We start from the raw sequence: 23,046 nt of genomic DNA on the forward strand, positions 1-23,046 counted from the left end.
TGGTGGCAGGTTTCAAAAAATCAAAGTCACGTATTCAACTTCAAATATCGTCTTCGGCCCAGTCGCCTTCATCCTCAGCGGCAGAACCAGTAAATGGGGCGACCAACAATGTGCTGGCGACTATCGACCCTTCTAATGTCGCCAACAAATCCGCGCGGGTCGCCCCGGGCATCAAAGTCAGCGGCAATTCCGTTGCAAACAATTGGAACACATATTGCCGCGTCTCGCCCTCTGGCGGATTAGGCAGCAGCCATTCCGAATTGCCTTTTGAATTCTTTCCAGCACGCGGCGGCGTCTCGCCTTCTAGCAGCATGCCTTTTTGGCCTTTCAGCCCCCAGACCAACCAATGGCAATCTGGCTCATCCCCGGTACTGGTCGCGTCTTCCGCGATCAGGACCAATTCTTGCGTGCCTGGAGGCGGCGCATTCCACTCGAGTGGCGGCGCAACAGCGTCCTCTTCTTCAGCGCTGAAGCAAGGATCGAGCTCTTCACCGGGGCCAAATGCCGGGCTGGTCAATTTGAAACCGCCGCGGGCAAAATTGCGTTCGCTGCCCAATTGCGCAATCGCCAAGCCCGCATGCTGCGCGGACGCAGGCAGTGCAGTTCTAAGCCAATCAGGCAAACCAGTCATCGAAGCAATTTCCTCCTAAATCTCTATGCAAACTAGGCGCATCGGATCGCCAAGACGAGAGTTTTAGCTGAGCTTTGCCCCGGTTTCTGAGGAAAACTCATCCAAATTTGTGAAAAGTTGTATCCAAATGGCAGAATTCTCGCCTTTCGTAGATGCACATTGCGAGCAGGCGTGCCTGACATTCGCTCATTAACAACACAGTAATCTTGCTCACTAGGGGTTCATCAGCCATGCTGATTGTATAGAAAACACCCATCAAAGACGCTTTTGTAAGTCGGAGTCGCACCGCATGACCATTGGTCGCATTACCCTTTCTACCCTCCTCGCAATCTCATTGGCCGCTTGCGGCGGCGGTGGAGGATCAGGTCAAACTGCTGGCGGTGGTACCGCAGGCGGCGGGACTGGAGGAGGAACCGGCGGCGGCGGTGGAGGCACCGCAGGATGCACGCTCGCTGATCAGCAAGATTTCGCCAAGGACGTGATCGACGAATGGTATCTGTTCCCGAATCTCGTCGACAACACGGTTGTGGCTAGCAACTTTACCGACCTTCAGGGTTACCTGGATGCATTGGTCGCCCCTGCCCGGGCGCAGCAGCGCGACCGCGGCTTTACCTTCGCAACATCCATCGCCGAAGAGAACGCGCTGATTAACTCTGGCTCCAACGCTGGTTTTGGAATCAGGCTCGCCTATGACACAGTCAATAATCGCGTGTTCGTGCTTGAAGCCTTTGAGAATGCGCCCGGATTTGATGCCGGGATCGATCGCGGCACCGAATTGCTGGCGATTGGCACCAGCAGCGGCAATTTGCAGAACGTCTCTTCACTAATGTCATCGGGCGGGCCGCAAGCAGTGATCGATGCGCTTGGCCCATCGACCGCTGGCACGGCCCGGGTGATTCAATTCCGCACGGCGACCAACACGACCAGCGAATCGAGCATTACAAAAGCTGATTTCGCGCTTGATCCAGTGTCTGATCGATATGGCGCGTTGATCCTCGATGATGCTGGTAAGAAGGTTGGCTATCTCAACCTGCGCACCTTCATCGTTGCCAGCGCCTCTGACGAGCTACGCGATGCCTTTGCTCTGTTCCAGAGCGAAGGTGTGACCGAACTCATCATCGACTTCCGCTATAATGGCGGCGGTCTGGTCGATGTCGCGGATTTGCTCGGCGACCTTTTGGGTCAAGGCCGCACCGGTCAGGTTTTCAGCGAGACCGTTCTTCGGCCGTCAAAATCCGCTGAGAATTCGACCGAACTGTTCCAAACGGAAGCGAATGCGATCCAGCCAACCAAGATTGCCTTCATCGGCCGCAGAAGCACCGCCTCTGCCAGTGAACTCGTGATCAATTCGATGATCCCCTATTTGGGCAACAATCTGGCGCTGGTCGGGGATGACACCTCGGGCAAGCCAGTGGGGCAATTTGGCTTTGACCTCGCGGCCTGCGATCTCAGGGTTCGCGCCGTGACGTTCCAGACCAATAATGCCGATGGGAATGGCGAATATTTCACTGGGCTCGCGAGCGAGGTTCCCAACACCTGCCGAGCGGACGATGACATCTTCACGCCATTTGGCGATCCGAACGAGGCCTCTATCGCGGCGGCTCTGGATTTTCTGGGCGGGCGTACCTGCACCGCCATTGGCGCAGCCGGTATCCAGCAAGCTCAGGGCTCTGGGCGGCAAACGATGCTGCAACCTAGTCGCCCGAATGCGGCGCAGTACGAGATCCCAGGGCTGTTTTAAGGCAGGCTGCTCACGGGCCCGGAGAGACTACTCTGCAGTGACGTGAACGGACCTGGCGTCCGCGCCTTGTGAATGCGCAATCGCGGCCGCGATAACCTTGTCGGCTGAGGCTGGTTTCGCAATCAGCTGCGCGTCCAGTTCGCGGATGCGTTCATTATGGCGATCGAGATCGCCCGAGTGCAGGATGTAGGGAATGTCCAGTCGCTCAAGCTCATGCGCAACTGGGAAGCATGTCAGCCCATTGCCAAGCGAGACGTCCAATATTGCCAGATCAATTTTGCGCCCGAGGGATTGAATATGCCGGTTTGCGGCATCGCAATTTGTTGCGGTCAGAACTTCACAGCCGAGATCCTCGGCGGCAAACTCCATATCCATCAGGATCAGAGGTTCATCTTCGAGCAGCAATATAGTGTAGCTCTTAGCCATCACACGCTCCTTACCGGCAATGTGATAACGGCTTTCAGGCCAGTTTCGTTCCAATTGCGCTCGATCGTCCCGTCAGTCGTAGCGAGCAATCGGTCGACAATTGCTGTGCCCGTCCCCGCTTCAAATTGATCAGGGTCGACAACCGGCCCGCCTTCTTCCGTCCATGCGATAACGAGGCCTTCTTTGTCCTTAGCTGGCATCCAGCTGACAGTGACCTTGCCTTCTTCGGTGGCCCATGCCCCATGCTTGGTCGCATTGGCGGCGAGTTCGTGGAGGATAAGGCCGACAATGGAGATAATCGTGAACGGCATGCGCACGCCATTGCCCAGCAAGATCATGCGCTCTTCGTCGCGGTCGTATGGCAATAAGACAGCCTTGATTGCCTGACCGATTTCGATGCTGCCGGACGAGGCATCATCCAAAGTTGTTTCATAAGCGCGGCCAAGCGCTTGGATGCGCGAGTTGATCTCATCCGCCTCGGCGCGAATGCCGCGCACGCGTCCGGTGACATTCACGATGCCGGAGATCACTGCGAACATATTCTTCATGCGGTGCGAGAGCTCGCGCGCCATTTCTTTGGCATGGCGTCCTTCAGAACGCGCAGCGCGCACGTCGGAGACATCCCATTGGCTACCGAAGAAATAGACCAGCTCGCCCTCGCTGTTGTAGATCGGGCCAAGATGCAGAGCGTTCCAGAAAGTGGTCCCGTTCTTGCGGTAGTTGAGCAGCTCAACCACCACCACATCTTCATTGGCCAGAGCTTCGCGAATCCGAGCGACCGGCTCTGGATCAGTGTCAGGGCCCTGCAGGAACCGGCACGAGCGACCTAAGATTTCATCCTCGCCATAACCGGTCAGGCGGCGAAACGCCCGGTTGGCAAAGACGATAGGCAGCTCAGGCTGATGCGGATCGCACAGGCAAATCGCCATGCGGGTCTGCGCCATGGCTTGCTCAAACAAGACGCCTGATGCGCCAGAAAACTGGTCGCCCTTGTGCCCCGCCCGAAACCGGTCGGGCGCGTCATCAAAACTCAAAGTTGCTTGTTCGGATCGCTTAGGATCGCGTTCTTCGTCGGTGCTCACTGTAGTCCGCTTTCCCGAGGCAAGAATTGATGCCGCGGCAATATCTGTTTGTTGCCATCCTAACGACAATCAGGCGTGTGCGTTCCGAGAAATTCAGCCGATTAAGATCTGCTGATTGGTAAGCTATTGCACTATAGGGATTTTAGCTGAGCACACGCCGCCGTTTTTCGGTCTAACGCCGCGGCAAGCTACGGTTTTGGGGCTCAGAGAGGTGCTGCGGGGCACCGAAATCAAATCTCGTAATCGTCGATCACGCTCATCAAAAACACCAGAAAGCCAACCGCAAAGATCCCGTCTGCCACCAGTCCGCTGGCCACCATGGGATCAACGGTCGCCGCCCCGAACACCTGAGGTGCGAGCAGCGCCAAAATGCCAATCTTGCTCAGGATACCGGCCCACAAAATTGGGCCAAAGCGCATCGGCTCGCGCGCGACATGGAAATAGACGATGCCAAAGCTGAAAATGAACAGACCGATGATCCGGGCGTCGATCGTCGCCTCTGGGCTGAGCATGCCAGCAAGGCCAATGATCAAGTTGAAGACCGCCGCCGCCCAGAAGAACATCCGCCAATAGCGCGAGACCGAATACGCGCTCGCCATGCCAGCGCCTTCACCCTCGGTTGTGGCCTGATCCTCGCCCACCAAGACATCATGCGCATCGCTCATTCGGATTCTTCTCCAGTGATTGGGTTGCTGTCGGTGTAGCCGCATCCAAGCAGCGTCGCATCACCCAAATTGACAGTGGCCGTGAATGGGTACTCAAAATCGCTCATGCCGTCGCTGCATTCGCCCGGCGTAACGGCGATTTGCAGATTCTCACCGGCAAGCTCGCCTGAGAAGCCAAGGCCATTGTTGCCAGCAAACCGGCGCACTTCGGCGACCTCGCCTTCAAGGTTTTCCGGGCTGGAATACGTCAGCTTGGTGCCTTCGATTGCCATGCTCCAGAATGGCTCGGTACCGCTTAAGGTGATCGTTTCATCGTCAGCAATGCCGGTAAAGTTCTGAGGCGTGTCAGCGCGGTTGTCCCCGCTGGCGGTGCAAGCGACGAGGCTCAATGCCCCCAGCACCACTAGGCCAGTCCGTCTTACGCCAATCATCACACATCCACCTTTGTGCCACCTGCTTCTGGCTAACAATACGGACAACCGCTCTGAGCGTCACTATCTGTCTGAACACAGTCGACAAGTTCTTTTGCGGTGCGGCAACTAGGCGTGCTCTAACAGAAAAAAGGCGAGCCCTTCGCAGGACCCGCCCTTTTCTAAGCTTCGTTCAAAGATGCGCGAGTTACTGCGGCATCAGAACCGAATCGATCACGTGGATCATACCGTTTGACGCTTCCACATCGGTCGCGGTCACAGTCGCCGTTCCGCCAGCTGCATCAGTCAGCACTACGGCGCCGTCGACCACGTTTGCGGTCAGCGTGCCGCCGTTTACGGTTGGGATTTCATATCCGCCCTCGCCCGCGCCTTCAATCGCACCGATCAGTGAGGCCGCATCCACGGCCTGTGCAACAACGTGGTAGGTCAGGATCGTGCCGAGCGTCTCGGTGTCGTCGGTGGTGAGCGTTTCAACCGTGCCTTCTGGCAGTTTCGCAAACGCATCATTGGTTGGCGCAAACACAGTGAACGGACCATCGCCCGACAGGGTCTCACCCAGCTCAGCAGCGGTCACTGCAGCCACCAGGGTCGAGAAGTTGTCATCGCCAACGGCGACGTCAACAATCGTGCCCGGTGCGGCTTCTTCTACCGCCATTGCATCTTCGGTTGCGACATCATCGGTCGCCGCTTCTGGTGAACAGGCAGCAATCGACAGAGCGATGGTTGAGGCCAAGGCCATTTTAAGGGTGTTCATAGGGATCATCCTTGTAATCTTTACAAAATTTGGTGTCATCCGCGGGGGAATGGGAACAAGCCGTTTTGCTTGCTCGCTCAGAGTTACGAACGAGCCGCCGGAATAGATGTTCCGAAATTTATTGTGCGTTTGAGCACGAAAATTACACAGTTCAGGGTCTGCACCGCGCAATTTGTTGGAACCCGCGCGCGCGCCTCTTGTTGTCCTCTCTATGCAATGGACACCCACTCGCGCCGCTGGCCTTGAGCAATTTGCGAACTTTCTGCCCAAAGCCGGACGGCGCTATGCCGATGCGCGCAATTTTGATGATGGAACAGGGCGCAGCAATGTCTCGCTGCTGTCTCCGTGGCTGCACGCAGGACTGCTGAACGAGACCGAAATCTGCACCTCTGTGCTGGCGCAGCACAGCCAGCAAAAATCAGAGAAATTCATCGCCGAGGTGTTCTGGCGGATCTATTTCAAAGGGTACCTCGAACAGCGCCCTAGCATCTGGAAGCAGTTTTGCGAGGATCGAGAGGCGGCCTTTGCCCGGCTGGGTAGCAACAGCGGTATCCAAAAAGCCTATAGCGAGGCGATCGACGGACGCACCGGGATCGAAGCGTTCGATGTGTGGGCGCGCGAGCTCGTGGAGACGGGCTATCTGCACAATCACGCCCGCATGTGGTTCGCCAGCATTTGGATCTTCACGCTTAAGCTCGATTGGCAGCTTGGCGCGGACTTTTTCTTAAGGAACCTGATCGACGGCGATGCGGCCTCCAATACGCTAAGTTGGCGCTGGGTCGCGGGTCTACACACCAAGGGCAAGACCTATCTCGCTCGCCCAGATAATATCGCCACCTACACGGTCAATCATCCAGACGGCCCGCTGCCGGCTGAAGGTTTGGCGACCGAAGCGCCTGCCCTTGAAGAACCCCATGACCATTCGAGGCAGCCATTATCCCTGCCCGATCTTCCCAGCGACCACGCGTTTGCAGAGCCATTCGCTCTGCTGCTGCATGATGAAGCGGCGAGCCACGCGCCGCTGACGCTGCCAAAGGTGCCAAGCCTGGTCATTGGCGCAGCCCGTCCCGCCGCGCGCTCACCGCGCGAGGTGGGCGACAAAGCGCTAAGCTTCGCTGAAGAAGCCGTCGCAGATTCGCTCAGCAAGGCGGCCGATGCGTTTGGCTGCAAATCCACCGTTTGGGACAGCGAGCAAAGCCTTGCTGACCTGCTTTCAGATGCCGGGGTCACGCGGGTCGTGACGCCGTATTTGCCCATTGGCTGGACGCGCGATGCGCTGTGGCCGGAGCTGGCCGAGTTGGAGGCAGCGGGCAATCTCGTCACTCTGCTGCCAGAACTTGATCGGGCCACTTGGCCGCATGCTAAGGCTGGTTTCTTTGGCGTCAAAAAGCAGATCGAGGGCATATTGGGAGAGCTCGGCATAGGCTGATGCAAACCGCCTGCAGTGCATAGTTAACCGGAAACTTACGCCTGCTGCCTTACCGTCCCGGAATTGGAAACCGGGACCCAAGACGATGAGATATCCGAACCGTTTGCAAACCGCTTTGCTGTTCGACCATCCGCACGACATTCTAGAGGCGGCGGTGCGCGATTTCGCTCGGATCGAAGAGATGAAATCGGGCGCGATTTTCAACGTGCCTGAGGCCAATCCGGGCAAATTCTACCGGCTATTCAACGGTTCAGAAGAACTGATGCTGACCTTTGAATATATCGATGCTCCAGCCAATCCTGACGTATTCACCGCCGCATTGTCATCGACAGTCACTGGCCTTCTATGCCCAGACATTCGCGAACGCATCGCTCGCTCGCGCAGCCACATCCTGCTGGAAGTGTCGCATGGCGTTATGGGCGGTGTCGAAGACGATCCCAAAATCGCCGAGATGTTTCAGCAGATCGGCGTCAAACAAGCGGGCGCGACGCGGGAACAATTTGACCGGCGGCTCCAAATTTTGGCCTTGATGAGCCGAATTATCACTGACCATGCCAGCCCATCCGCGGTCCATTGGACGCAGTCTGATCAGCTGATCTCTGGCGAGATGTTTGATAGCTTCGCCGCGACGGATGCGCCGAGCCCGCTTCATATCCACCCGTATTTGTTCGGACCACAGGCAGGCCCCGGCGAAGATCAACAGCTCGGCATTCGCACCTATGGTGCGCGCCACTGGCTGGGCCGAGAAATCCTGATCAAGCCCAACGTGCTGCCTTGGGCTGCCAATTTTGAAACTATCCTCAGCTTCATGAATGTGAGCCTGGTGGAGAACGGCTATGTCATCCCGGATGGCGATACGTTCGGGCCGGAAGACCGCAGCCTGTCATACCGAGTGAACTGGCGCGATGCTGACCCGGAAGATGGCGAGGCTGGCTTAGCGTTTTATGAGCTCACTCCGCTCAAGCACGTAGAGCATGGTTTTCTGGCCGACGACCACGTTCCCGATGAAAACGCCATCAACGACCGGTCCTTTCCCGCTGGCCTGATGCCTGAAGAACAAGACGCCAAGGTCGAGCTTGCCAATGAATGGGCCGAGAAACGCGCCATGGCCGAGGGTATTGGCGGGAGGTTTGAAGTTCGCGCGATTGGAGACGGCGGTGCACCGCCCCCTGATCCAGACACACCAAAGTCCGCCCAGGTCAGCCAGCCAACGCCTAGCAATCCGGGCATGCCGAGCCTGAGCGGCAAAGGCTTGCGCGCCAAAGTGTTTGGCCGAAAAGGCATTTAGCGCGCAAGCATTTTGCCCCTCAGCATAGGCTGAGAGACTTCATCACAATGCGTTAGATAGGCGTTTTTAGGCGCTGGCTGCTTCAGCCGCTTCTGCTGCTTCAGCTTCTGCCGCACGGCGTGCAGCGCGCTCTTCATCGGCGCGAGCGCGGTCTTGCACAGTCTTGCGAGCCTGCTCAGCCAAACCACGCCAGGTTTTCTCAGCCCGCAGATGCCGCTCACGCACATTGGCGAGATCAGACTTTTCTGCTTGCGCCGCGGCTTCGTCGGCGCGTTCGCTGTAGAATTCGTATGTTTGGGCCATGCAATGGTCTCTCTTTATGCTCCGGCTCAGCAGGGGTCAGAGTGCGTGCAAGCACTTGGCCTGTCGTGCCGCCCGCAAAGCGCAGCGGCGCCAGATTCTTTGGATAGACCGATAGGTTAGCAGATTTATGCGCAAACACCTAATTTGCGCGGCTTTCTTGGTAAACGCGCGCGCAAGCACTCACGCTCTGCAGCGCCCATGCTCACCCGGTTTGGCTAGGCAGCCTTGTCGACCGAGCGACCGCGTCCGAACAAGCGGCTGAAGAAACCACGCTTCTTTGGCTCCGGCTCAGGCGCCTCTTCCATGATCTCATCGACCTTCCGGCGTAGATCTGCACCGGAGAATTCCTTCTCTTCTTCAACGACTTTGCGCTGAATGAAGGTCTCCGCTTCGATCGATGCCAGCTCGGCCGCCGGACGGCGTTCCGCCACCTGCTCAGTCGCGGGCTTCGCAAGCACGCTGATCAGTTCAGGGCGCATGTCCTCAACCGCAACAACCGCGCCGATGCCGATGGGATGCAGGTGCTTTTTCACACACGCTGCAATGGCCTGCTGACACCTAAGCGCGCGCCACCAACAGCCAACTACGTACTCAACATAGCGCAAAGGCGCTTGCGGCGGATTGTCATCACGGAAGAAGTGGCGCTGTTTGTGGAATAGCAGCGCAGTGTTGAGCGGGCCAAAACCCTCAATCTCAAGATAGAGCTCAATGTCCTCTTCTTTGCCAGCCCAGGCCGGACCCTCTTCATTGCCGCATTCCGCGATAATCTGGTCAGCGGGCTTGTCGGAGAAGGCATAGTCCTCGTCGGTGTAGAGCATGGCCGCGAGGAAGGGCTCATGCGTCTTGCCCTTTTCAAAGGCGAGATCTGGCGGATTCGCCGCAACGATGATCACCGTGCTGACCGGCTCACCTTCCAGCCCATCGACGCAATCATACACATCTTCGAGGCCGTTGATCTCAATCGCATCATGATCCAGCTGACGGCACAGCTCAGCCACCGGGGTGTCCATCGTCGCGATATGCTCTGCAAGGATTGCCTCAGCGGCATCGAAATCCGAGGCGGCAAACAGCGCATGCAAGCGCGCCTCAAAAGCCTTTTCCCCTTCGGCAGTCGCGAAGACTTCCTGCAGCTGATGCATTTTCAAAACCCCTTAGTAACGATCCGTACTGACGCAAACGGCCAGCCCCGCTGTCATGCAGCGAAAGTCTTCCAGCGCGTTAACCGTGCATGGCTACCATAGGGTTAATACGGAGGTTACTGTGGTTCATTCTCTCGCTTCTAACCACGGTCAGTGCGAGTAGGAAAGCGCTGTGGCGGCCGTAGCCAGCGTCATCAGCGCTTCATTTCTTGACTCAAAGTGCCCGAGCCCATTTGCGCATTGTCCCGCGCAGGGGGATTGCAGCGGGGCAGAGCCATCACAGCCCCGCCCCGCCACGGATCGCTTAGTCAGCAGCTGACAAGTTCACAGCGCTTTCTTTGCCATTGCGGCCTTCTTCGAGGTCGAAGTTGACGCGTTGGTCCTTATCAAGCGATTGCATGCCAGCGGCTTGCACTGCGCTGATGTGGACGAAGCTGTCATTCGAGCCATCGTCAGGCTGAATGAAGCCATAGCCCTTGTCAGTGTTGAAGAACTTTACGGTTCCAGTCTTAGACATAGTCGTTTCCTTTCAAGCGAAACGGTAATTGCCATGCCCCAATGCGAGGCATGGTTGTGCGTCAAATCGTCAAATGAAAGGAAGTCGTCGTCTGGTTTACGCCGGGGGCCACAGGGGCCAAACGGCGGAAGGCAAATCTCGAAGTCCGTCGCAAATCTCGACGTCAGCAAGGTGCAACTAGCAGACATTTGGGCAATCACCTAATTTGAAGGAGTTAGCCGCAATTTCTGCGCCGCCATGTGAGGTCGCTTTTCGCGCGCTCACGGGCCCCATTCCTCCACTCGCCGCACGCACAGGGCGCTTGGAACAGCTGGAACACAGTCTAGAGCCAAAAACCATCCGATCACAGACACGCCTATTGATCGAAAAAATCGATTGAAGACAGCGCGCGAGATCGCGGCAATGGGCTGGGCAATTGGCCATCCGCATGGTCTAAACGCCGCGCCCATGAGTAGGAAAGCCTGAGCCCTTACGCAGACCATCTCACCGCCGCAAAATAGCATTCCCGCCCGCGCTGTGGCACAGCCAAGCGCATGACCTTCAAACACGCCCCGCGCGCGGTTTTCCCCCTACTCGCCGCAGCCACGCTCGCCGCATGCGCTGGCTCCCCTGGCCCTGTCGGTAACACCGCCGTGCCAGAGCCCGCAAAGCCGGTCGCGCTCGCATCCTACCTTGGCACCTGGCACGAATATGCCCGCTATGAGGCTCCGTTTCAAAAAGGCTGCGAAGGCGTCACCGCAACCTATTCAGAGCGCGATGACGGCAAGATCGCGGTGCTCAATTCCTGCCGCAAAGGCGGGCTTGATGGCAAACTCAGCGAAGCCAAGGGCCGCGCCAAAGTGGTCGAAGGATCAGACGGCGCCAAGCTGAAAGTCAGCTTCTTTGGCCCGTTCTACGGCGATTATTGGGTGCTGGACCGCGGCGAGCCAAACGCCGAGGGACAATATCCGTGGTCGATCGTCGGTGAGCCATCAGGGCGCTATTTATGGATGCTCACCCGCGAGGCCCAACCCAGCGCAGAACTGCGCGCCGCGCTGGAAGCCCGCGTGCGCGAGCTCGGCTATGACTGGGATTTGGTGAGAATTACCGAGCAAGCGCCCACCACCCCGTCATCCTGAACTTGTTTCAGGATAACAAGCCACAAGCCTCACTCTCGCAAACGCAGCTCCAGACTCAGATCAATCCAATCGGGGTTCTCCGCCTCCACCAAATTGATCTTCCACTCTCGGTGCCAATGCTTCAGCTGCTTCTCGCGCGAGATCGCGTCATACATGCTCTCAAACATCTCAATCCTGACGAGACGTTTGCAATTTCGCCTTTTGGCAAACCCTTCGATTGCGCCAGTGCGATGTTGCCACACGCGCTGAGCGAGATTGGAAGTGACGCCGATATAGATGTAGCCGCGGCGGCCGCTCGCTAGGATATAGACGCAAGGTTGTTTGGCCATATGCCCACCGTCATGCTGAATTCACACCAGCATAACAAGTGAAGCATCTTTGAGGCGGTTATCCTGAAACAAGTTCAGGATGACGAGGGATTGTGGTCGGCCTGGAATGGTTCGGCGAACGACCAGTGAGCCGCAAGCCCGCACGGGCGTCGCGCCTTATGGCGCGGAAGCCAAGCGAACGGATGTGAGCGCCCGGCGTTTGAGGGCGCAAACAAAAAAGCTCCCTCACATCTCCTTATCAGGCCGCGGGTCGTGTTTGTGCTTTTCTTGCTTGCCCAGCACGCGTTCCAGCCGCTGGGCCATGGTGTTGGCCGCCTTGCGAGCCGCCGTGTCCACATCGCCCGCATGTTCGGTGACGCCAATCGGCTTGTCCCCGCGCGGGCGCGCTTCGATCATACAGGCTTTGTCGTCATCGCCGCCCTTGCGCGCATTGTCATCGCGCACGTGAACCTCGAGCCGGGTGAGGCGATTTTCAAACCGGGCAAGCTTGTGCCGCACGGCGTTTTCAATCCGCTCTGCGACGTTTTCAGTGCCCATAACGCTGCTGTCAGAGTTGAACTGGAACTGCATGGTTTCGGTGTTTGGCATCGGGGGCGACGCTCCTCTCTTAGGGGGTTTGTTGTGGTAATGGATATGGGAAGCCGCGCGGGAATTTCGAGGGATTTCGGAGTGGGAGTTTCGCGGCTTGGTCGCGGAGCACGATTTTTTGTTTGCGCCCTCAAACGCCGGGCGCTCACATCCGTTCGCTTGGCTTTCGGCCTAACCGGCTAGGCGCGCGGTCGCGCTTGCGGCTCGCTGGTCGCTCGCCGAGCCATTCCAGGTCATGGATGTTGTTCCAAGATACTTGGTGCGCTTCCGCTGGCTTGGTCGCGGAGCACGGTCGCGTCGCGACCGCAAGGGCGCCCGCCCGCCCGCAGCGATGCGATCTATGATCGCGTGAGCGAGGATATCGCATCGCGGATGCGATGCGGAACACAAAGACTCCGGCGCCTGAGGGTGTAAACAAAAAACTCCCGCTAGCCCCAAGGCGCTCCCACAGCTACCAACCACTTATGTCACAAACCCCCATCACAATCCTGGTCGATGCCGATGCCTGCCCAGTGAAGGAAGAGGTCTACCGCGTCGCAGAGCGGTTTAAGGCTGAGGTGCGCATCGTCAGCAATTCGCCGTTCCGCATCCCCGATCACCCGCGCATAAAGCGGATTGTCGTCGATGGATATTCGGACGGCGACCAGCCGTCCGCAAGCGCGACCGCGCGCTAGGCCGGTTAGGCCGCAGCCAAGGTGGGCGGATGCCCACCGCCCGGCGTATGAGGGCCCAAAATATGACGCGGCGGATGATTGGATCGCGGAAAATGCGAATGCGCGCAGCGTGGTGATCACCGCCGATATTCTGCTGGCCGAGCGGTGCCTAAAGGCAGGCGCGGCGGTGCTGTCTCACAATGGCAAACCATTCGATGCCGCCAGCATCGGCAGCGCCATCGCAACCCGCGCAATTATGGAAGACCTGCGCGCCGGGATGGACGGCATCGGTGGCGGCCCACCGCCATTTTCAAAGGCAGACCGCTCGCGTTTCCTGCAAGAGCTGGACCGGGTGTTGGTGAAGCTGGGACGGGGTTAGGGACCTCTTTGGCTACTTAGCTCCAGGACCCGGAGCCGCGTTTTGCCGCTCTCTCTCTGCAATCGCGAGTTGAAGGTCAGTGTAGCAATACGGGCCGACCATAAATTCGCGAACAAGGCGCGTCGTAATCCCGCCGGGCAAAGCATTGCCAAAAGCGCTCTGCGCCCCGCCTTCATTGTCCCACTCGGCCAATTTGTCCGCGGTCTCGCCCGGTCCGACGGGCCGTGTCATGACAGGTCCGGGCGCGGCGGCTCGCCATAAACGAAGGGGGTCTCGTTGTGGGGCAATCCGTCGCTCTTGCGCAGCAGCCGAATGCGCTTGGCATATAGCGTGATCAAGTCGAATTGGTTCTGGCGTTCATCGACATTGTCGGCCTTACGCGCCTTCATCGCGGCAAGCTGATGTGCGTGCAGCAGTTCATTGAGATCCATGGCCCAGCTCCTTTCTGAGATAGTCGAGACCTAGCCAAGGACCAAGCCGGAGACGCTGGAAAACGCCCCCGGCCAAGTTTCGGCTTAGCCTTGTTGCTTGCTGGCCTGTTCGCCTTGGCTCTGTTCTGGCTGAGCTGTCCCATGCGTCATATTGGTTGCATAGGTGGCGCCACCGTTCACTTGGCGCGTCTCGTAGCCATAGTCTTGGCCTGAGCGAGGCTCTTGCGCTTGCTGTTGCAGATCAGCCTTGTTGAACGGCAACGCATCGCCCCCTTTTACGGGAGTGATGAGGCCGCTGCCTTTAGCGACATCGTATGATTTGATTTTTCCTGAGTGAGCCATGAGGTCGTCTCCTTATTCCACGCAGGCGATCAGAAGCGACCACTTGTGCATGCACTAAGAGGCTGAAAAGAAAGACAGAAATACTGATAAATACTATATGTCGTCAATTTCGACTGCTAGTATTATTTAGGTGGGATCAAAATATTATTTTTCAATACTTTGAAATTTGATTCGTATTAAATATTTTATTTTGGGCAAACTTCATATTCGCTGTTAAAAGCTCACACTCAGCATTCCGCTGAGATTGGAAAATGTGATGGCCAAAGGTCAACAAAAGAAGAGCCGCGAAGCCCGCAAGCCCAAAAAGGAAAAAGTCAAAACCAACGCCTCGCAGCCGAGCCAAAAGCCCGGAGCGATCAAGGGGCTGGAGAATATGAAGAACGGTTGATCCGTCGAAGGGGGATTGGGCCCCAGCCTGATCCCGCTTGGCGCTGTCGTCCCTCACGCCCCCTCCGTCATCATGCCCCCCCGCACGTCATCCTGAACTTGTTTCAGGACAACGAACGACTGCGCATATTCACTCTCGCAAGCCCAACTCGACGCCCAGATCAATCCAATCGAGATTGCTTTCCTCGATCAAATTGAACTTCCAATCTCGGTGCCAGTTTTTCGACTGCTTCTCGCTCATTTCTTCCATGCCTTTAAGCGCAGCTTGCTTGCTGGCCTCACTCCTTAGGCGTAACCCGCGCGGTGATCTTGATCTCGATCACGCCGCCTGGCGAGAACAGCCGGTCCACGTCAATCGCGGTCCATGCTGGAAAGGGCGCTTTGATATAGCGGTTCTTTACAGCGCTGAATGCGGGCATCGAGGCTTCGATATCGGTGTGGTAGGTGGTGAGATCGATCACATCGTCCCAGCTTGAGCCTGCGCGCTCCAGCACGCTGCCGAGATATTCAAACGTGCTCTCAAGCCCCTCTTCGCTCAATGTGCCGTCCTGTCCCCCGCCGACGATCACGCCGGACAGATAGACGGTGTTGCCATGGATTACCGCTTCGGAAAAACCGAACTGTTCCATAAAGGCGCGCGGACCTTCCGCTTCGGGCATGAGTGTTTGCTTCTTCGAAGAAGCTTCTGAGTGATCGTCCGCCTGCGCGGCGGTACCCGCGAGGCAAAGTGCGCCCGCGACTGCGATGGATTTGATCAGGGCCTTCATGCGCCTTCCTCCGGCAGATACAGCTTCTGCCCCATATCCTTATATTTCTCGCTCATTTCTTCCATGCCTTTGAGCGCAGCTTGCTTGCTGGCCTCGGCGGTGTCCGCGCCCAGTTTTTCTGCGGCGAGGAACGTCTCGGGGCTTTCGTTTTGCTTTGCGGCGAAATCGCGCACTTCTTGGCTGATCTGCATCGAGCAGAATTTTGGCCCGCACATGGAGCAGAAATGCGCTGTCTTCGCGCCCTCTGCGGGCAGGGTCTGATCGTGATATTGCTCGGCCGTTTCCGGGTCGAGCGACAGGTTAAACTGATCCCTCCAGCGGAATTCAAAGCGCGCCTTTGACAGGGCATCATCGCGCACCTTTGCCGCTGGGTGACCCTTTGCCAGGTCGGCTGCGTGCGCGGCGAGCTTATAGGTCACAACCCCGACTTTCACATCGTCGCGGTCGGGCAGGCCAAGGTGTTCCTTCGGCGTGACGTAACAAAGCATCGCCGTGCCGTACCAACCGATCTGCGCCGCGCCGATGCCGCTGGTGATGTGATCATATCCCGGCGCGATATCGGTGACGAGCGGGCCGAGGGTGTAGAACGGCGCCTCGCCGCAAACCTGCAGCTGTTTTTCCATGTTCTCTTTGATCTTGTGCATGGGCACGTGGCCCGGCCCCTCGATCATCACCTGCACGTCATGCTTCCACGCGCGGTGGGTCAGCTCGCCCAGGGTGTAAAGCTCGGCGAATTGCGCCTCGTCATTGGCATCCGCGATGGAGCCTGGGCGCAGGCCATCGCCGAGTGAATAGGCGATGTCATAGGCCTTCATGATCTCGGTGATGTCGTCGAAATGTTCGTAGAGGAAGCTTTCCTTGTGATGCGCGAGGCACCATTTCGCCATGATAGAGCCGCCGCGCGACACAATGCCGGTCACGCGGTTCGCGGCCATCGGCACATAGGCCAGGCGGACCCCGGCGTGGATGGTGAAATAGTCGACGCCTTGCTCGGCCTGCTCGATCAGAGTGTCGCGGAAAATGTCCCAGGTGAGGTCTTCTGCGACCCCGCCGACCTTCTCCAGCGCCTGGTAAATCGGCACGGTGCCCACCGGTACGGCGGAATTGCGGATGATCCATTCGCGGGTGTCGTGAATGTTGCGGCCGGTGGACAGATCCATGATCGTATCCGCGCCCCAGCGAGTGGCCCACACCATCTTGTCAACTTCATTGGCGACGTCTGATGCGACGGCGGAATTGCCGATATTGGCGTTGATCTTGACCAGGAAATTGCGACCGATCGCCATCGGCTCGGTTTCCGGGTGGTTGATGTTGTTGGGAATGATCGCGCGGCCGCGGGCGACCTCATCGCGGACGAATTCCGGGGTGATCACCGTTGGGATTTCCGCGCCCCAGCTCTCGCCATCGCGCACCAGATCAGCGGCAATCTCGCGGCCCAAATTCTCGCGCTCGGCAACATATTCCATCTCCGGCGTGATGATGCCTTTGCGGGCATAGTGCATCTGGCTGACGTTCATGCCAGCCTTCGCGCGCAGCGGACGCTTTACGGCATTGGGGAATTGCGGGACGCCGCCGCTGCGGTCTGGGCCGAGCTGGCCGTTATCCTCTGGCTTCACCTCGCGGGCGTCATATTCCTCGACATCGCCGCGCGCCATTATCCAGTCACGGCGTTTCGCGGCGAGGCCGGCATTGATGTCGATGTTGACGTTCGTGTCGGTGTAGGGGCCGGAGGTGTCATAGACGCGCACCGGTTCTTCCCCGCCTTCCAGATCAATCTCGCGCATGGCGACCTGAATGCCGCTGCCCGTGCGCGCGCCGATATGGACCTTGCGGCTGCCACGGATGGGCCCGGTGGTGACCCCAATTTCGACTGGTGAGTTGATGTCTGCCATGGCTGCGAAGTCTCCAAGAATGGCGGATAGGACTTCGGCCCTTCGACGAGCTCAGGATGAGCGGGTGAAGAGCCCTTCCCTCCGCCTGTATTAACAGGTTCAGGTTCAACGGGTCGAGCGCTGCGATGCGCCCCTCTCAGCCTGCGCCTGATAATCAGACTCGCTGGCTCCCCGGGGATGGAAGCACAATTACGCTACGCAGCGGCCTGCGTCCAGTGCGCTAAAGGCCGATAGCGTTTAACATCGCGCTATCCCATGCCCCGCCGATGGCATCTTCGCGGAAGTTGAACGAGCTGATGTATCCCCAGACGCAGCGATCTACATCGGCAGCGCGGAACGCATCGGTCACAGTCTGGTAATAGAGCGCGCGATTGGCCGAGGGGATGGTTTGGATCGCGCCATATTCGCCCATGAACACTGGGCGGCCCGTGCGGTTCATAAAGTCCTGCACCTTTGCGACGCTGTTATCGACCTCGCTTAAATCCTGCGGCGTGCCGAACACGCGGCCAAAGGGCGGCGGACTGGCCAGAAAGCTGGCGCCCTGATGGGTAAAATCAAACGGATCGTAATAGTGGAATGTGGCGATCAGATAGGGATCATCGGGCAATGGCAGCGTCGCCAGCGAATTGATCCCGCTGAAATTTTCTCCCCCAATCACCACGGGGCGCGTTGGGTTCGTCGCTCGCACATTGGCCAGCGCAGGCTCCAGGATCGAGAGCAGATTGGCATCGGTGATCTGATTGTGCGGCTCATTCAGCAATTCGAACCAGACCATGTCATCGGCATTCTGAAACCGATCGGCAATCTGCAACCAGAAGGCTGCAAAGCGATCCTTATGGCCATCCGGGTCGGCGAAAATCTCATCATAATGATGAACGTTCAGGATCACACGCAGGTCAGATGCGCGGGCCAGATTGACGACCTCTTCCACCCGGTCCATCCAGGCCGCATCTACCGTGTAAGGCGGAGCGGCGAGCGCATGGGTCGACCAGCGCACCGGCATGCGCACGGTTTCAAACCCCTGCGCTCTGATTTGCGCGAAGTCATCATCGGCAATCGGGCGTCCCCAACTGCCTTCGGTGGGATTGCCCTCCAGCTGGTTCGACATGTTGATGCATGCGCCAATCCGCGCGTCGGCCTGAGTGAGCTGTGCGCCGGGGCTCGGGGGAACGGGTGTTGCAGTCGGTGTTGGTGTCGGCGTTGCAGTGGGTGTCGGCGTCGGTGTAACGGCCGGTCCGTTGCTGCTGCCAGAACCCCCGCCACACCCTGTAAGACCGGTCACCATGGCCAAGACCGCAATCGCGGCTCCGCTATGCCAATGCCTGCGCCAACCCGATGCCATACCCATCATCGCTTCTCCCCGACCTTACCACTGTCAACGTTGTCACTCCTTTCGTATGTCCTTCAAGACAGGTTGCGACCACTGCTGCGACAGGGAAGGCGAAACGAGCAACCGCCTCGAGCTAGGTTGGCGGAATGCGGCCGCGCTTCGATGGCTAGTATCAGTCGTCTTTGACCGCGACCGACAGGCAGAGCGCGAGCAGCAGCGTGGCAAGAACGCCAGAGCCGCCAGCTAGCGGCAAGCTGCCCGAGAAGTCACGGCCGAGCGCCATGGATAGAGTGTTCGCGATCATGGCTATCGCGCCAATCACCGCAGTGAGCCCGCCCAGCGCTTTCGCGCCGCCGTTCATCTTGGCCATGCCGAAAACAATCGCCGCGAGACCCAGCAGGATCTTCGCCGCATTGTAGACCATGAAGGAGAAGGCAACGACCGCGCCAGCCGCTGGCTGCAATCCTTCGACTTCACCAGCTGCCTCAAAGAATGGACCGAACATGGTGAGGCCAACGCCGACTTGAACAACATTGAGCGTGCCCGCGACCAGGATGGCGGAAAAGCCGAGGCTGTAGCGCTTTGCATCCACCAAAGCGGACCCGGCAAAGGCCGCCAGCAGGACGAAGATCAACCCTTCGGCGCCCCACATCAATTGGCGCGGGACATCGACTTCGGCCATGTAAAGGCCCGTGTAGATCGCCTGTGTTATGGCTGACAATATGAGCAGCCCGGCCAAGGCCTGGACGGTGCGTTTCAGTGTAAGTTCCATTGCAATGGACCCCTTAATGGATGCGGTGTATCCGCCTGACTTCGGAGTAGGCAGGCGAAAGGTTACATCCCCGATGAACAATTTTTGCAGCCTAAGCAATCACGCCGCGCTGCCCCACGCTTTCAGTGCATCTGGGACTGGCGCCTGACCCAGCTCTACCGCCTTGATGCAAAGGCCGCCGATGTGGCGCGGCGATTTGGCGCAGCACCAGGCGAGGACCCGTGGGCGGGCGGCTATATTGCCCCGCTCAACTTTGCGCCAGTCATCACTGCAGGGCGCGAATTCATCGCTGGACCGCGGCCCGCTGGCGGACGCCTCAGCCCGCGCATGACGCCGCGCCTTTGGGGTGTGTTGCCCCCTCCCAAGTCAGATGATCCGACCCGGCGCATTGCTTCTGTACGCAATCTCGACAGCCCGTTCTGGATCGGAAACCTGCGCAACAGCGAGTTCCGCTGCCTAGTGCCCTTGACCAGCGTCATGCTGTGGGGCAGCGGTACGGATTATGAGGGGCGGCGCCTCAAGCATTGGTTCGCGCCGGAAGGTGGCGGGATCTTCGCCATGGCGGGCGTCTGGAAAGACGAGGATGTGCCCGCCTTCGCCCTCCTAACCCGCGATGCGGCGGGTGCGCCCAGAGATGCAGGATGCAAGAGCATGCCGGTGATCGTGCCCGATAGCGAGGCGGCGCGGCAAACTTGGCTCCACAGCGGCTGGGACGCGGCGCGCAGCATCGCAGAGCAAAGCCAGCCTACGCCGCTCGTTGAACTGGGTTCAGATCAGCCTGACTAACCGCTCACCGTCCGCGGCCCTTTCGCGCCCTTCAATCTTCCTGTACCTTTGACAACAATCGCGTTCAGGATCCGCTCAACCCGGCGCATTAGAAAGACTGACCAACAACAAAAGACATGGGTCGCAGACTGTTCACTTAGGGGGAAGTGCCATGCGCTTTTCTAAGTCTGCTATTGTGGTTTCAGCCATCAGCGCTGCGCTGGCGTTTTTCGCATCGCCTGCGCCAAGCACATCCACAAGCCACATCAGTTTTGCCGCATCGGCTGCTGCGCGAACACCCTGCGGCGGTGCCGGTCAACGCGCCTGCAAAGTATGGGAGCGGCCTGGTCGTCCTTGCAACAAGGGTCTGGTTGAGCGCAGCAGGACCGCACTTGATCCCAATGCCGGTTACTGCGTTCGCGCCTCAGGTGGCTCCAAATCCATCCTGTCAAAGGCTGCGGCAAGAGCGGATCAATCCGCCGATCTGATCGCCAGGATTGCAACGACCTGGGCGAGTTGCCGCTTTCCCGCAGACATTTTGGCCAACCCGCACAGCAAAGCCTTCCACGACAAGATCCTCGCCTCCAATTGCTACGAAGGGACGATGCAGCTCGCCGACGAAGCCGGTTACCGCACCGTCACCATCGGCTTTGTCAGCGGCGGCGGGATTGGGATTGGCGCAGAATTCGACAAAGGCTTTGCGTTCGATACGGCGGGACAACTTCCTGCCTCGCGCTATCGCACCAAGGCGCTTGAATTCGGGACTCTAGGCGGCGGAAGCGGAATTGTGGTTGGGTTCTTCAAAGGTCGCAACCAACCCGGGTCAGGTGGCATCGCGGGAACCGCGCATGGCGGCAGCGGAGCCTATGGCAAGGATATCGGCATATGGTACGGCTATGATGGCGCGTATCAGGGCCTCACGGTGGCTGTCACAGCGGGCTTGGGCGGTGACTTCGCCTATGTCCGCAATGAAACAGAGGTGTGGCGCACGAACTACACTGGAAGCATCATCGCACCTCGCGGCGACATCGCTCCGCCGCGCGAAGAAAAGGCCCCTTACGTTTACAAACGTGTGCAAACCCAACCGGGCAGCCTCGCGCAATATGAATATGCCGACCAACAGACCGAGGTGCAATTCTGCAACCGCACACGCGAAACAGTCCATGTCGCTTTTGGCTATTATGACTGGGGCTATTATTCGCCGCGTTCCAATTGGTCGAGTGTGGGCTGGTGGACAATTGACAGGGGCCGCTGTGCGTGGGTCGGCCTGCCTGATCAAGCCGATGGCAGCGCCTATTATGGCGAGATATTCGTCGTCGGAAGAAGCGGCGAGGATCGCTGGCAGGCGCGCAGCGGGATGGAGCTATGCGCACCGTCAGGCCGCGCCTTTCATTTTGCAAAAACCGAAGCGATCAAATGCCACTCGCGCGATGTCATGACCGGCCAAAGATATGTGGTCGGCCCTCACACCGACAACACGATACCGTTTGAATAATGCTGGGAGGAACAGACCGATGAAGACCTTAATTCCAATGGCTTTGGCAGCCGGAACGCTCGCTCTTCTGCCTGCGCCAGCGCTAGCATCTCACGGGCCGGGCGGACCTGATTTTGAGCGCGGCGAGATGCAGCTTTATGCCTGCGAGGGCGGCTTCAAAATCACGGTGACCAGGCTCCAAGTGCTGGGTGAAAGCGCCGTGCAGGTGGGATTCCCAACGGGGCGTAACGACAATTTGGCCGCGCTCCAATTGCTGCCCGCAACGCAAACCGGCAGCGGGGTCAGATACGCTTCCGACATCACCAGTTTCCACGAAAAGGGTGACACGGCCATTTTCAGGACAGAAGCCTCTGCAAAATCCGAGGCGATACCGTCAAGCACATGCAAATTGGAGCGAACGGGGCCCCCTGCCCCAGCCTCCGAAGGCAAGTCAGATCCGGTCACGCAGATCGCCAGCAATGGCAGTTATTGGGCGAAGGTCAAACCGGGCTACGGCGCCGATCCGTCCGCCCCGCCCACCTATTTCGAGATTGAAAATGTCTGCATCACCACCAATGGCAAACGCTTCTTTGCCATCCACCCGCCGGTGGGCGACGAACCTGCCTTTGCCATCACCGAAGACGGGCCGCTGGCGATCAATATTGGCGAAGTTGATGCAAGCGCAGGCGGGCGGCACTACAAAATCAGCAACCCTGATAACGTCGGTGAATTCCTGACCATGAACTTTATCGCGCCCGGCATGCGCGAGGCAGATCAGCCCAGCGCCACCGCTGGCCTATCCAGCATCACAGGCGATGATCGCCAGATCGATTGCACCGACAATGACCAAATCGTCTACATGGCGATGCTCGATGATGACGGGGTCACAATCTCGCTTGAAGCAGGCGAACTGGTCCTGCGTTTTGTCGGCAATCCGACTGATGCTGGCAAGGAATTTCGCGGCGGCTTGTTCTCACGCTCAGCAGGGGAGGCAAGGTTCGATTTCTTCGTCGATGAAGAACGGGTGCGCTTTATCGCGAGTGATGCGGGGCAATTGCCAAGCGGATCAGTTGGCGTCGACACGCCAATGAAACGCCAGCCGCATTCGGACCCGGTCGTCTATTTCCTAGCCAATCCCGATATGCTGGCAGAGCGCTTGCCGAGCCTCGCGCCTGGCGTTTCGCCGATGATCGACCGCTTGTCGCTGTGCAATCACTTCGCAGGAGAAACGAGCGAAGACACGGAGCGCAATGAGCAAATCATGCAGCGCTGGGAGGAATTGGCCTGTGACGCCGTATCGGCCGAATACAAGTCAGCTTTGGCAGCAGCTGCGAGCGGCAGCCCGCTTAAAGTCTACCTTCAGAAAAACAGCCCGGCTTGGGAATAGCTGCGGGAGTGATCACTCGCTCGGCT

26 protein-coding genes, 1 pseudogene and 1 riboswitch are annotated in these 23,046 nt (G+C 58.4%); of the genes and pseudogenes, 9 read left to right on the forward strand and 18 right to left on the reverse strand.

Translation table 11 applies throughout. From position 1 onward, the window contains the following. Nucleotides 1-40: 40 nt before the first annotated feature. Entirely contained in the window at nucleotides 41-631 is a 591-nt protein-coding gene (locus AC0V6U_RS10450) for a YbhB/YbcL family Raf kinase inhibitor-like protein (protein WP_472643111.1), read from the reverse strand. Nucleotides 632-920: 289 nt separating this feature from the next. On the opposite strand from AC0V6U_RS10450, the gene AC0V6U_RS10455 reads away from it, so the two are divergent. Beyond that, a complete protein-coding gene (locus AC0V6U_RS10455; protein ID WP_472643112.1) occupies nucleotides 921-2,372 on the forward strand; it encodes a S41 family peptidase in 1,452 nt (483 codons plus the stop codon). A 27-nt stretch (nucleotides 2,373-2,399) separates the two neighbouring features. On the opposite strand, the gene AC0V6U_RS10460 is transcribed toward AC0V6U_RS10455, so the two are convergent. The 5 genes from AC0V6U_RS10460 to AC0V6U_RS10480 all read right to left on the reverse strand — a co-directional run bounded on the left by AC0V6U_RS10460 (nucleotide 2,400) and on the right by AC0V6U_RS10480 (nucleotide 5,730). Next, a complete protein-coding gene (locus tag AC0V6U_RS10460) occupies nucleotides 2,400-2,798 on the reverse strand; it encodes a response regulator (RefSeq protein ID WP_472643113.1) in 399 nt (132 codons plus the stop codon). Continuing rightward, nucleotides 2,798-3,880, reverse strand: a complete 1,083-nt coding sequence (locus AC0V6U_RS10465; protein WP_472643114.1) for a PAS domain-containing protein — start codon at nucleotides 3,878-3,880, stop codon at nucleotides 2,798-2,800. The genes AC0V6U_RS10460 and AC0V6U_RS10465 overlap by 1 nt, the downstream gene beginning before the upstream one ends. Before the next feature lie 230 nt (nucleotides 3,881-4,110). Then, nucleotides 4,111-4,545: a hypothetical protein gene (locus AC0V6U_RS10470; RefSeq protein ID WP_472643115.1), complete on the reverse strand. Its 435-nt coding sequence runs from the start codon at nucleotides 4,543-4,545 to the stop codon at nucleotides 4,111-4,113. Then, the gene (locus AC0V6U_RS10475) at nucleotides 4,542-4,976 is read right to left on the reverse strand and encodes a COG3650 family protein (protein WP_472643116.1); all 435 of its coding nucleotides are present in this window, start codon (nucleotides 4,974-4,976) and stop codon (nucleotides 4,542-4,544) included. Before AC0V6U_RS10475 ends, AC0V6U_RS10470 begins: the two co-directional genes overlap by 4 nt. Before the next feature lie 187 nt (nucleotides 4,977-5,163). Then, entirely contained in the window at nucleotides 5,164-5,730 is a 567-nt protein-coding gene (locus AC0V6U_RS10480; protein ID WP_472643117.1) for a fasciclin domain-containing protein, read from the reverse strand. A gap of 211 nt (nucleotides 5,731-5,941) precedes the next feature. Here AC0V6U_RS10480 and AC0V6U_RS10485 point away from each other — a divergent pair, with 211 nt between their 5' ends. Next, a complete protein-coding gene (locus AC0V6U_RS10485; protein WP_472643118.1) occupies nucleotides 5,942-7,159 on the forward strand; it encodes an FAD-binding domain-containing protein in 1,218 nt (405 codons plus the stop codon). Nucleotides 7,160-7,244: 85 nt separating this feature from the next. Continuing rightward, the gene (locus AC0V6U_RS10490; RefSeq protein ID WP_472643119.1) at nucleotides 7,245-8,447 is read left to right on the forward strand and encodes a hypothetical protein; all 1,203 of its coding nucleotides are present in this window, start codon (nucleotides 7,245-7,247) and stop codon (nucleotides 8,445-8,447) included. A 66-nt stretch (nucleotides 8,448-8,513) separates the two neighbouring features. On the opposite strand, the gene AC0V6U_RS10495 is transcribed toward AC0V6U_RS10490, so the two are convergent. From AC0V6U_RS10495 to AC0V6U_RS10505, 3 genes are all read right to left on the reverse strand, one after another. Then, a complete protein-coding gene (locus AC0V6U_RS10495) occupies nucleotides 8,514-8,750 on the reverse strand; it encodes a hypothetical protein (protein WP_472643120.1) in 237 nt (78 codons plus the stop codon). Nucleotides 8,751-8,965: 215 nt separating this feature from the next. Beyond that, nucleotides 8,966-9,889, reverse strand: coding sequence for a hypothetical protein (locus AC0V6U_RS10500; protein WP_472643121.1), 924 nt, complete (start codon nucleotides 9,887-9,889; stop codon nucleotides 8,966-8,968). Nucleotides 9,890-10,193: 304 nt separating this feature from the next. Further along, on the reverse strand, nucleotides 10,194-10,406 hold the full coding sequence (locus AC0V6U_RS10505) for a cold-shock protein (protein ID WP_472640701.1): 213 nt from the start codon (nucleotides 10,404-10,406) through the stop codon (nucleotides 10,194-10,196). A gap of 533 nt (nucleotides 10,407-10,939) precedes the next feature. Between AC0V6U_RS10505 and AC0V6U_RS10510 the strand changes: the two genes are divergently transcribed. Then, nucleotides 10,940-11,524 (forward strand): lipocalin family protein, encoded by a 585-nt coding sequence (locus AC0V6U_RS10510; RefSeq protein WP_472643122.1) that lies wholly within the window; start codon nucleotides 10,940-10,942, stop codon nucleotides 11,522-11,524. Between the two features lie 29 nt (nucleotides 11,525-11,553). On the opposite strand, the gene AC0V6U_RS10515 is transcribed toward AC0V6U_RS10510, so the two are convergent. Both AC0V6U_RS10515 and AC0V6U_RS10520 read right to left on the reverse strand, forming a co-directional pair. Beyond that, nucleotides 11,554-11,853, reverse strand: a complete 300-nt coding sequence (locus AC0V6U_RS10515; RefSeq protein WP_472643123.1) for a GIY-YIG nuclease family protein — start codon at nucleotides 11,851-11,853, stop codon at nucleotides 11,554-11,556. A 225-nt stretch (nucleotides 11,854-12,078) separates the two neighbouring features. Then, complete coding sequence (locus AC0V6U_RS10520; RefSeq protein WP_472643124.1) at nucleotides 12,079-12,441, reverse strand: HPF/RaiA family ribosome-associated protein; 363 nt, start codon at nucleotides 12,439-12,441, stop codon at nucleotides 12,079-12,081. A gap of 464 nt (nucleotides 12,442-12,905) precedes the next feature. Between AC0V6U_RS10520 and AC0V6U_RS10525 the strand changes: the two are divergent. Further along, nucleotides 12,906-13,473 (forward strand): annotated as a pseudogene (locus AC0V6U_RS10525) (YaiI/YqxD family protein). Between the two features lie 12 nt (nucleotides 13,474-13,485). On the opposite strand, the gene AC0V6U_RS10530 reads toward AC0V6U_RS10525, so the two are convergent. From AC0V6U_RS10530 to AC0V6U_RS10540, 3 genes are all read right to left on the reverse strand, one after another. Next, on the reverse strand, nucleotides 13,486-13,704 hold the full coding sequence (locus tag AC0V6U_RS10530) for a hypothetical protein (protein ID WP_472643125.1): 219 nt from the start codon (nucleotides 13,702-13,704) through the stop codon (nucleotides 13,486-13,488). Continuing rightward, the gene (locus tag AC0V6U_RS10535) at nucleotides 13,701-13,904 is read right to left on the reverse strand and encodes a hypothetical protein (RefSeq protein WP_472643126.1); all 204 of its coding nucleotides are present in this window, start codon (nucleotides 13,902-13,904) and stop codon (nucleotides 13,701-13,703) included. Before AC0V6U_RS10535 ends, AC0V6U_RS10530 begins: the two co-directional genes overlap by 4 nt. Before the next feature lie 84 nt (nucleotides 13,905-13,988). After that, nucleotides 13,989-14,246: a cold-shock protein gene (locus AC0V6U_RS10540; RefSeq protein WP_472643127.1), complete on the reverse strand. Its 258-nt coding sequence runs from the start codon at nucleotides 14,244-14,246 to the stop codon at nucleotides 13,989-13,991. A 253-nt stretch (nucleotides 14,247-14,499) separates the two neighbouring features. On the opposite strand from AC0V6U_RS10540, the gene AC0V6U_RS10545 reads away from it, so the two are divergent. Further along, nucleotides 14,500-14,634 (forward strand): hypothetical protein, encoded by a 135-nt coding sequence (locus AC0V6U_RS10545; protein WP_486169542.1) that lies wholly within the window; start codon nucleotides 14,500-14,502, stop codon nucleotides 14,632-14,634. 277 nt (nucleotides 14,635-14,911) lie between these two features. Here the strand turns inward: AC0V6U_RS10545 and AC0V6U_RS10550 are convergent, their stop codons facing one another. The 4 genes from AC0V6U_RS10550 to AC0V6U_RS10565 form a co-directional block, all read right to left on the reverse strand. Further along, nucleotides 14,912-15,400, reverse strand: a complete 489-nt coding sequence (locus tag AC0V6U_RS10550; protein ID WP_472643128.1) for a RidA family protein — start codon at nucleotides 15,398-15,400, stop codon at nucleotides 14,912-14,914. Then, nucleotides 15,397-17,292, reverse strand: coding sequence for a phosphomethylpyrimidine synthase ThiC (gene thiC / locus AC0V6U_RS10555; protein WP_472643129.1), 1,896 nt, complete (start codon nucleotides 17,290-17,292; stop codon nucleotides 15,397-15,399). Before thiC ends, AC0V6U_RS10550 begins: the two co-directional genes overlap by 4 nt. A gap of 58 nt (nucleotides 17,293-17,350) precedes the next feature. Then, a riboswitch (TPP riboswitch) is annotated at nucleotides 17,351-17,476 on the reverse strand. Nucleotides 17,477-17,512: 36 nt separating this feature from the next. Next, nucleotides 17,513-18,643 (reverse strand): glycoside hydrolase family 5 protein, encoded by a 1,131-nt coding sequence (locus AC0V6U_RS10560; protein WP_472643130.1) that lies wholly within the window; start codon nucleotides 18,641-18,643, stop codon nucleotides 17,513-17,515. 151 nt (nucleotides 18,644-18,794) lie between these two features. After that, the gene (locus tag AC0V6U_RS10565) at nucleotides 18,795-19,394 is read right to left on the reverse strand and encodes a thiamine biosynthesis protein ThiC (protein ID WP_472643131.1); all 600 of its coding nucleotides are present in this window, start codon (nucleotides 19,392-19,394) and stop codon (nucleotides 18,795-18,797) included. A gap of 84 nt (nucleotides 19,395-19,478) precedes the next feature. Here AC0V6U_RS10565 and AC0V6U_RS10570 point away from each other — a divergent pair, with 84 nt between their 5' ends. From AC0V6U_RS10570 to AC0V6U_RS10580, 3 genes are all read left to right on the forward strand, one after another. Beyond that, a complete protein-coding gene (locus AC0V6U_RS10570; protein ID WP_472643132.1) occupies nucleotides 19,479-20,180 on the forward strand; it encodes an SOS response-associated peptidase family protein in 702 nt (233 codons plus the stop codon). A 151-nt stretch (nucleotides 20,181-20,331) separates the two neighbouring features. Continuing rightward, nucleotides 20,332-21,654 carry a DUF1036 domain-containing protein gene (locus tag AC0V6U_RS10575; protein WP_472643133.1) on the forward strand — a complete coding sequence of 441 codons (1,323 nt, stop codon included), beginning with the start codon at nucleotides 20,332-20,334 and terminating at the stop codon, nucleotides 21,652-21,654. Between the two features lie 19 nt (nucleotides 21,655-21,673). Beyond that, nucleotides 21,674-23,020 (forward strand): hypothetical protein, encoded by a 1,347-nt coding sequence (locus AC0V6U_RS10580; RefSeq protein ID WP_472643134.1) that lies wholly within the window; start codon nucleotides 21,674-21,676, stop codon nucleotides 23,018-23,020. Nucleotides 23,021-23,046 lie beyond the last annotated feature (26 nt).

It is taken from the genome of Erythrobacter sp. W36 (assembly GCF_057364935.1).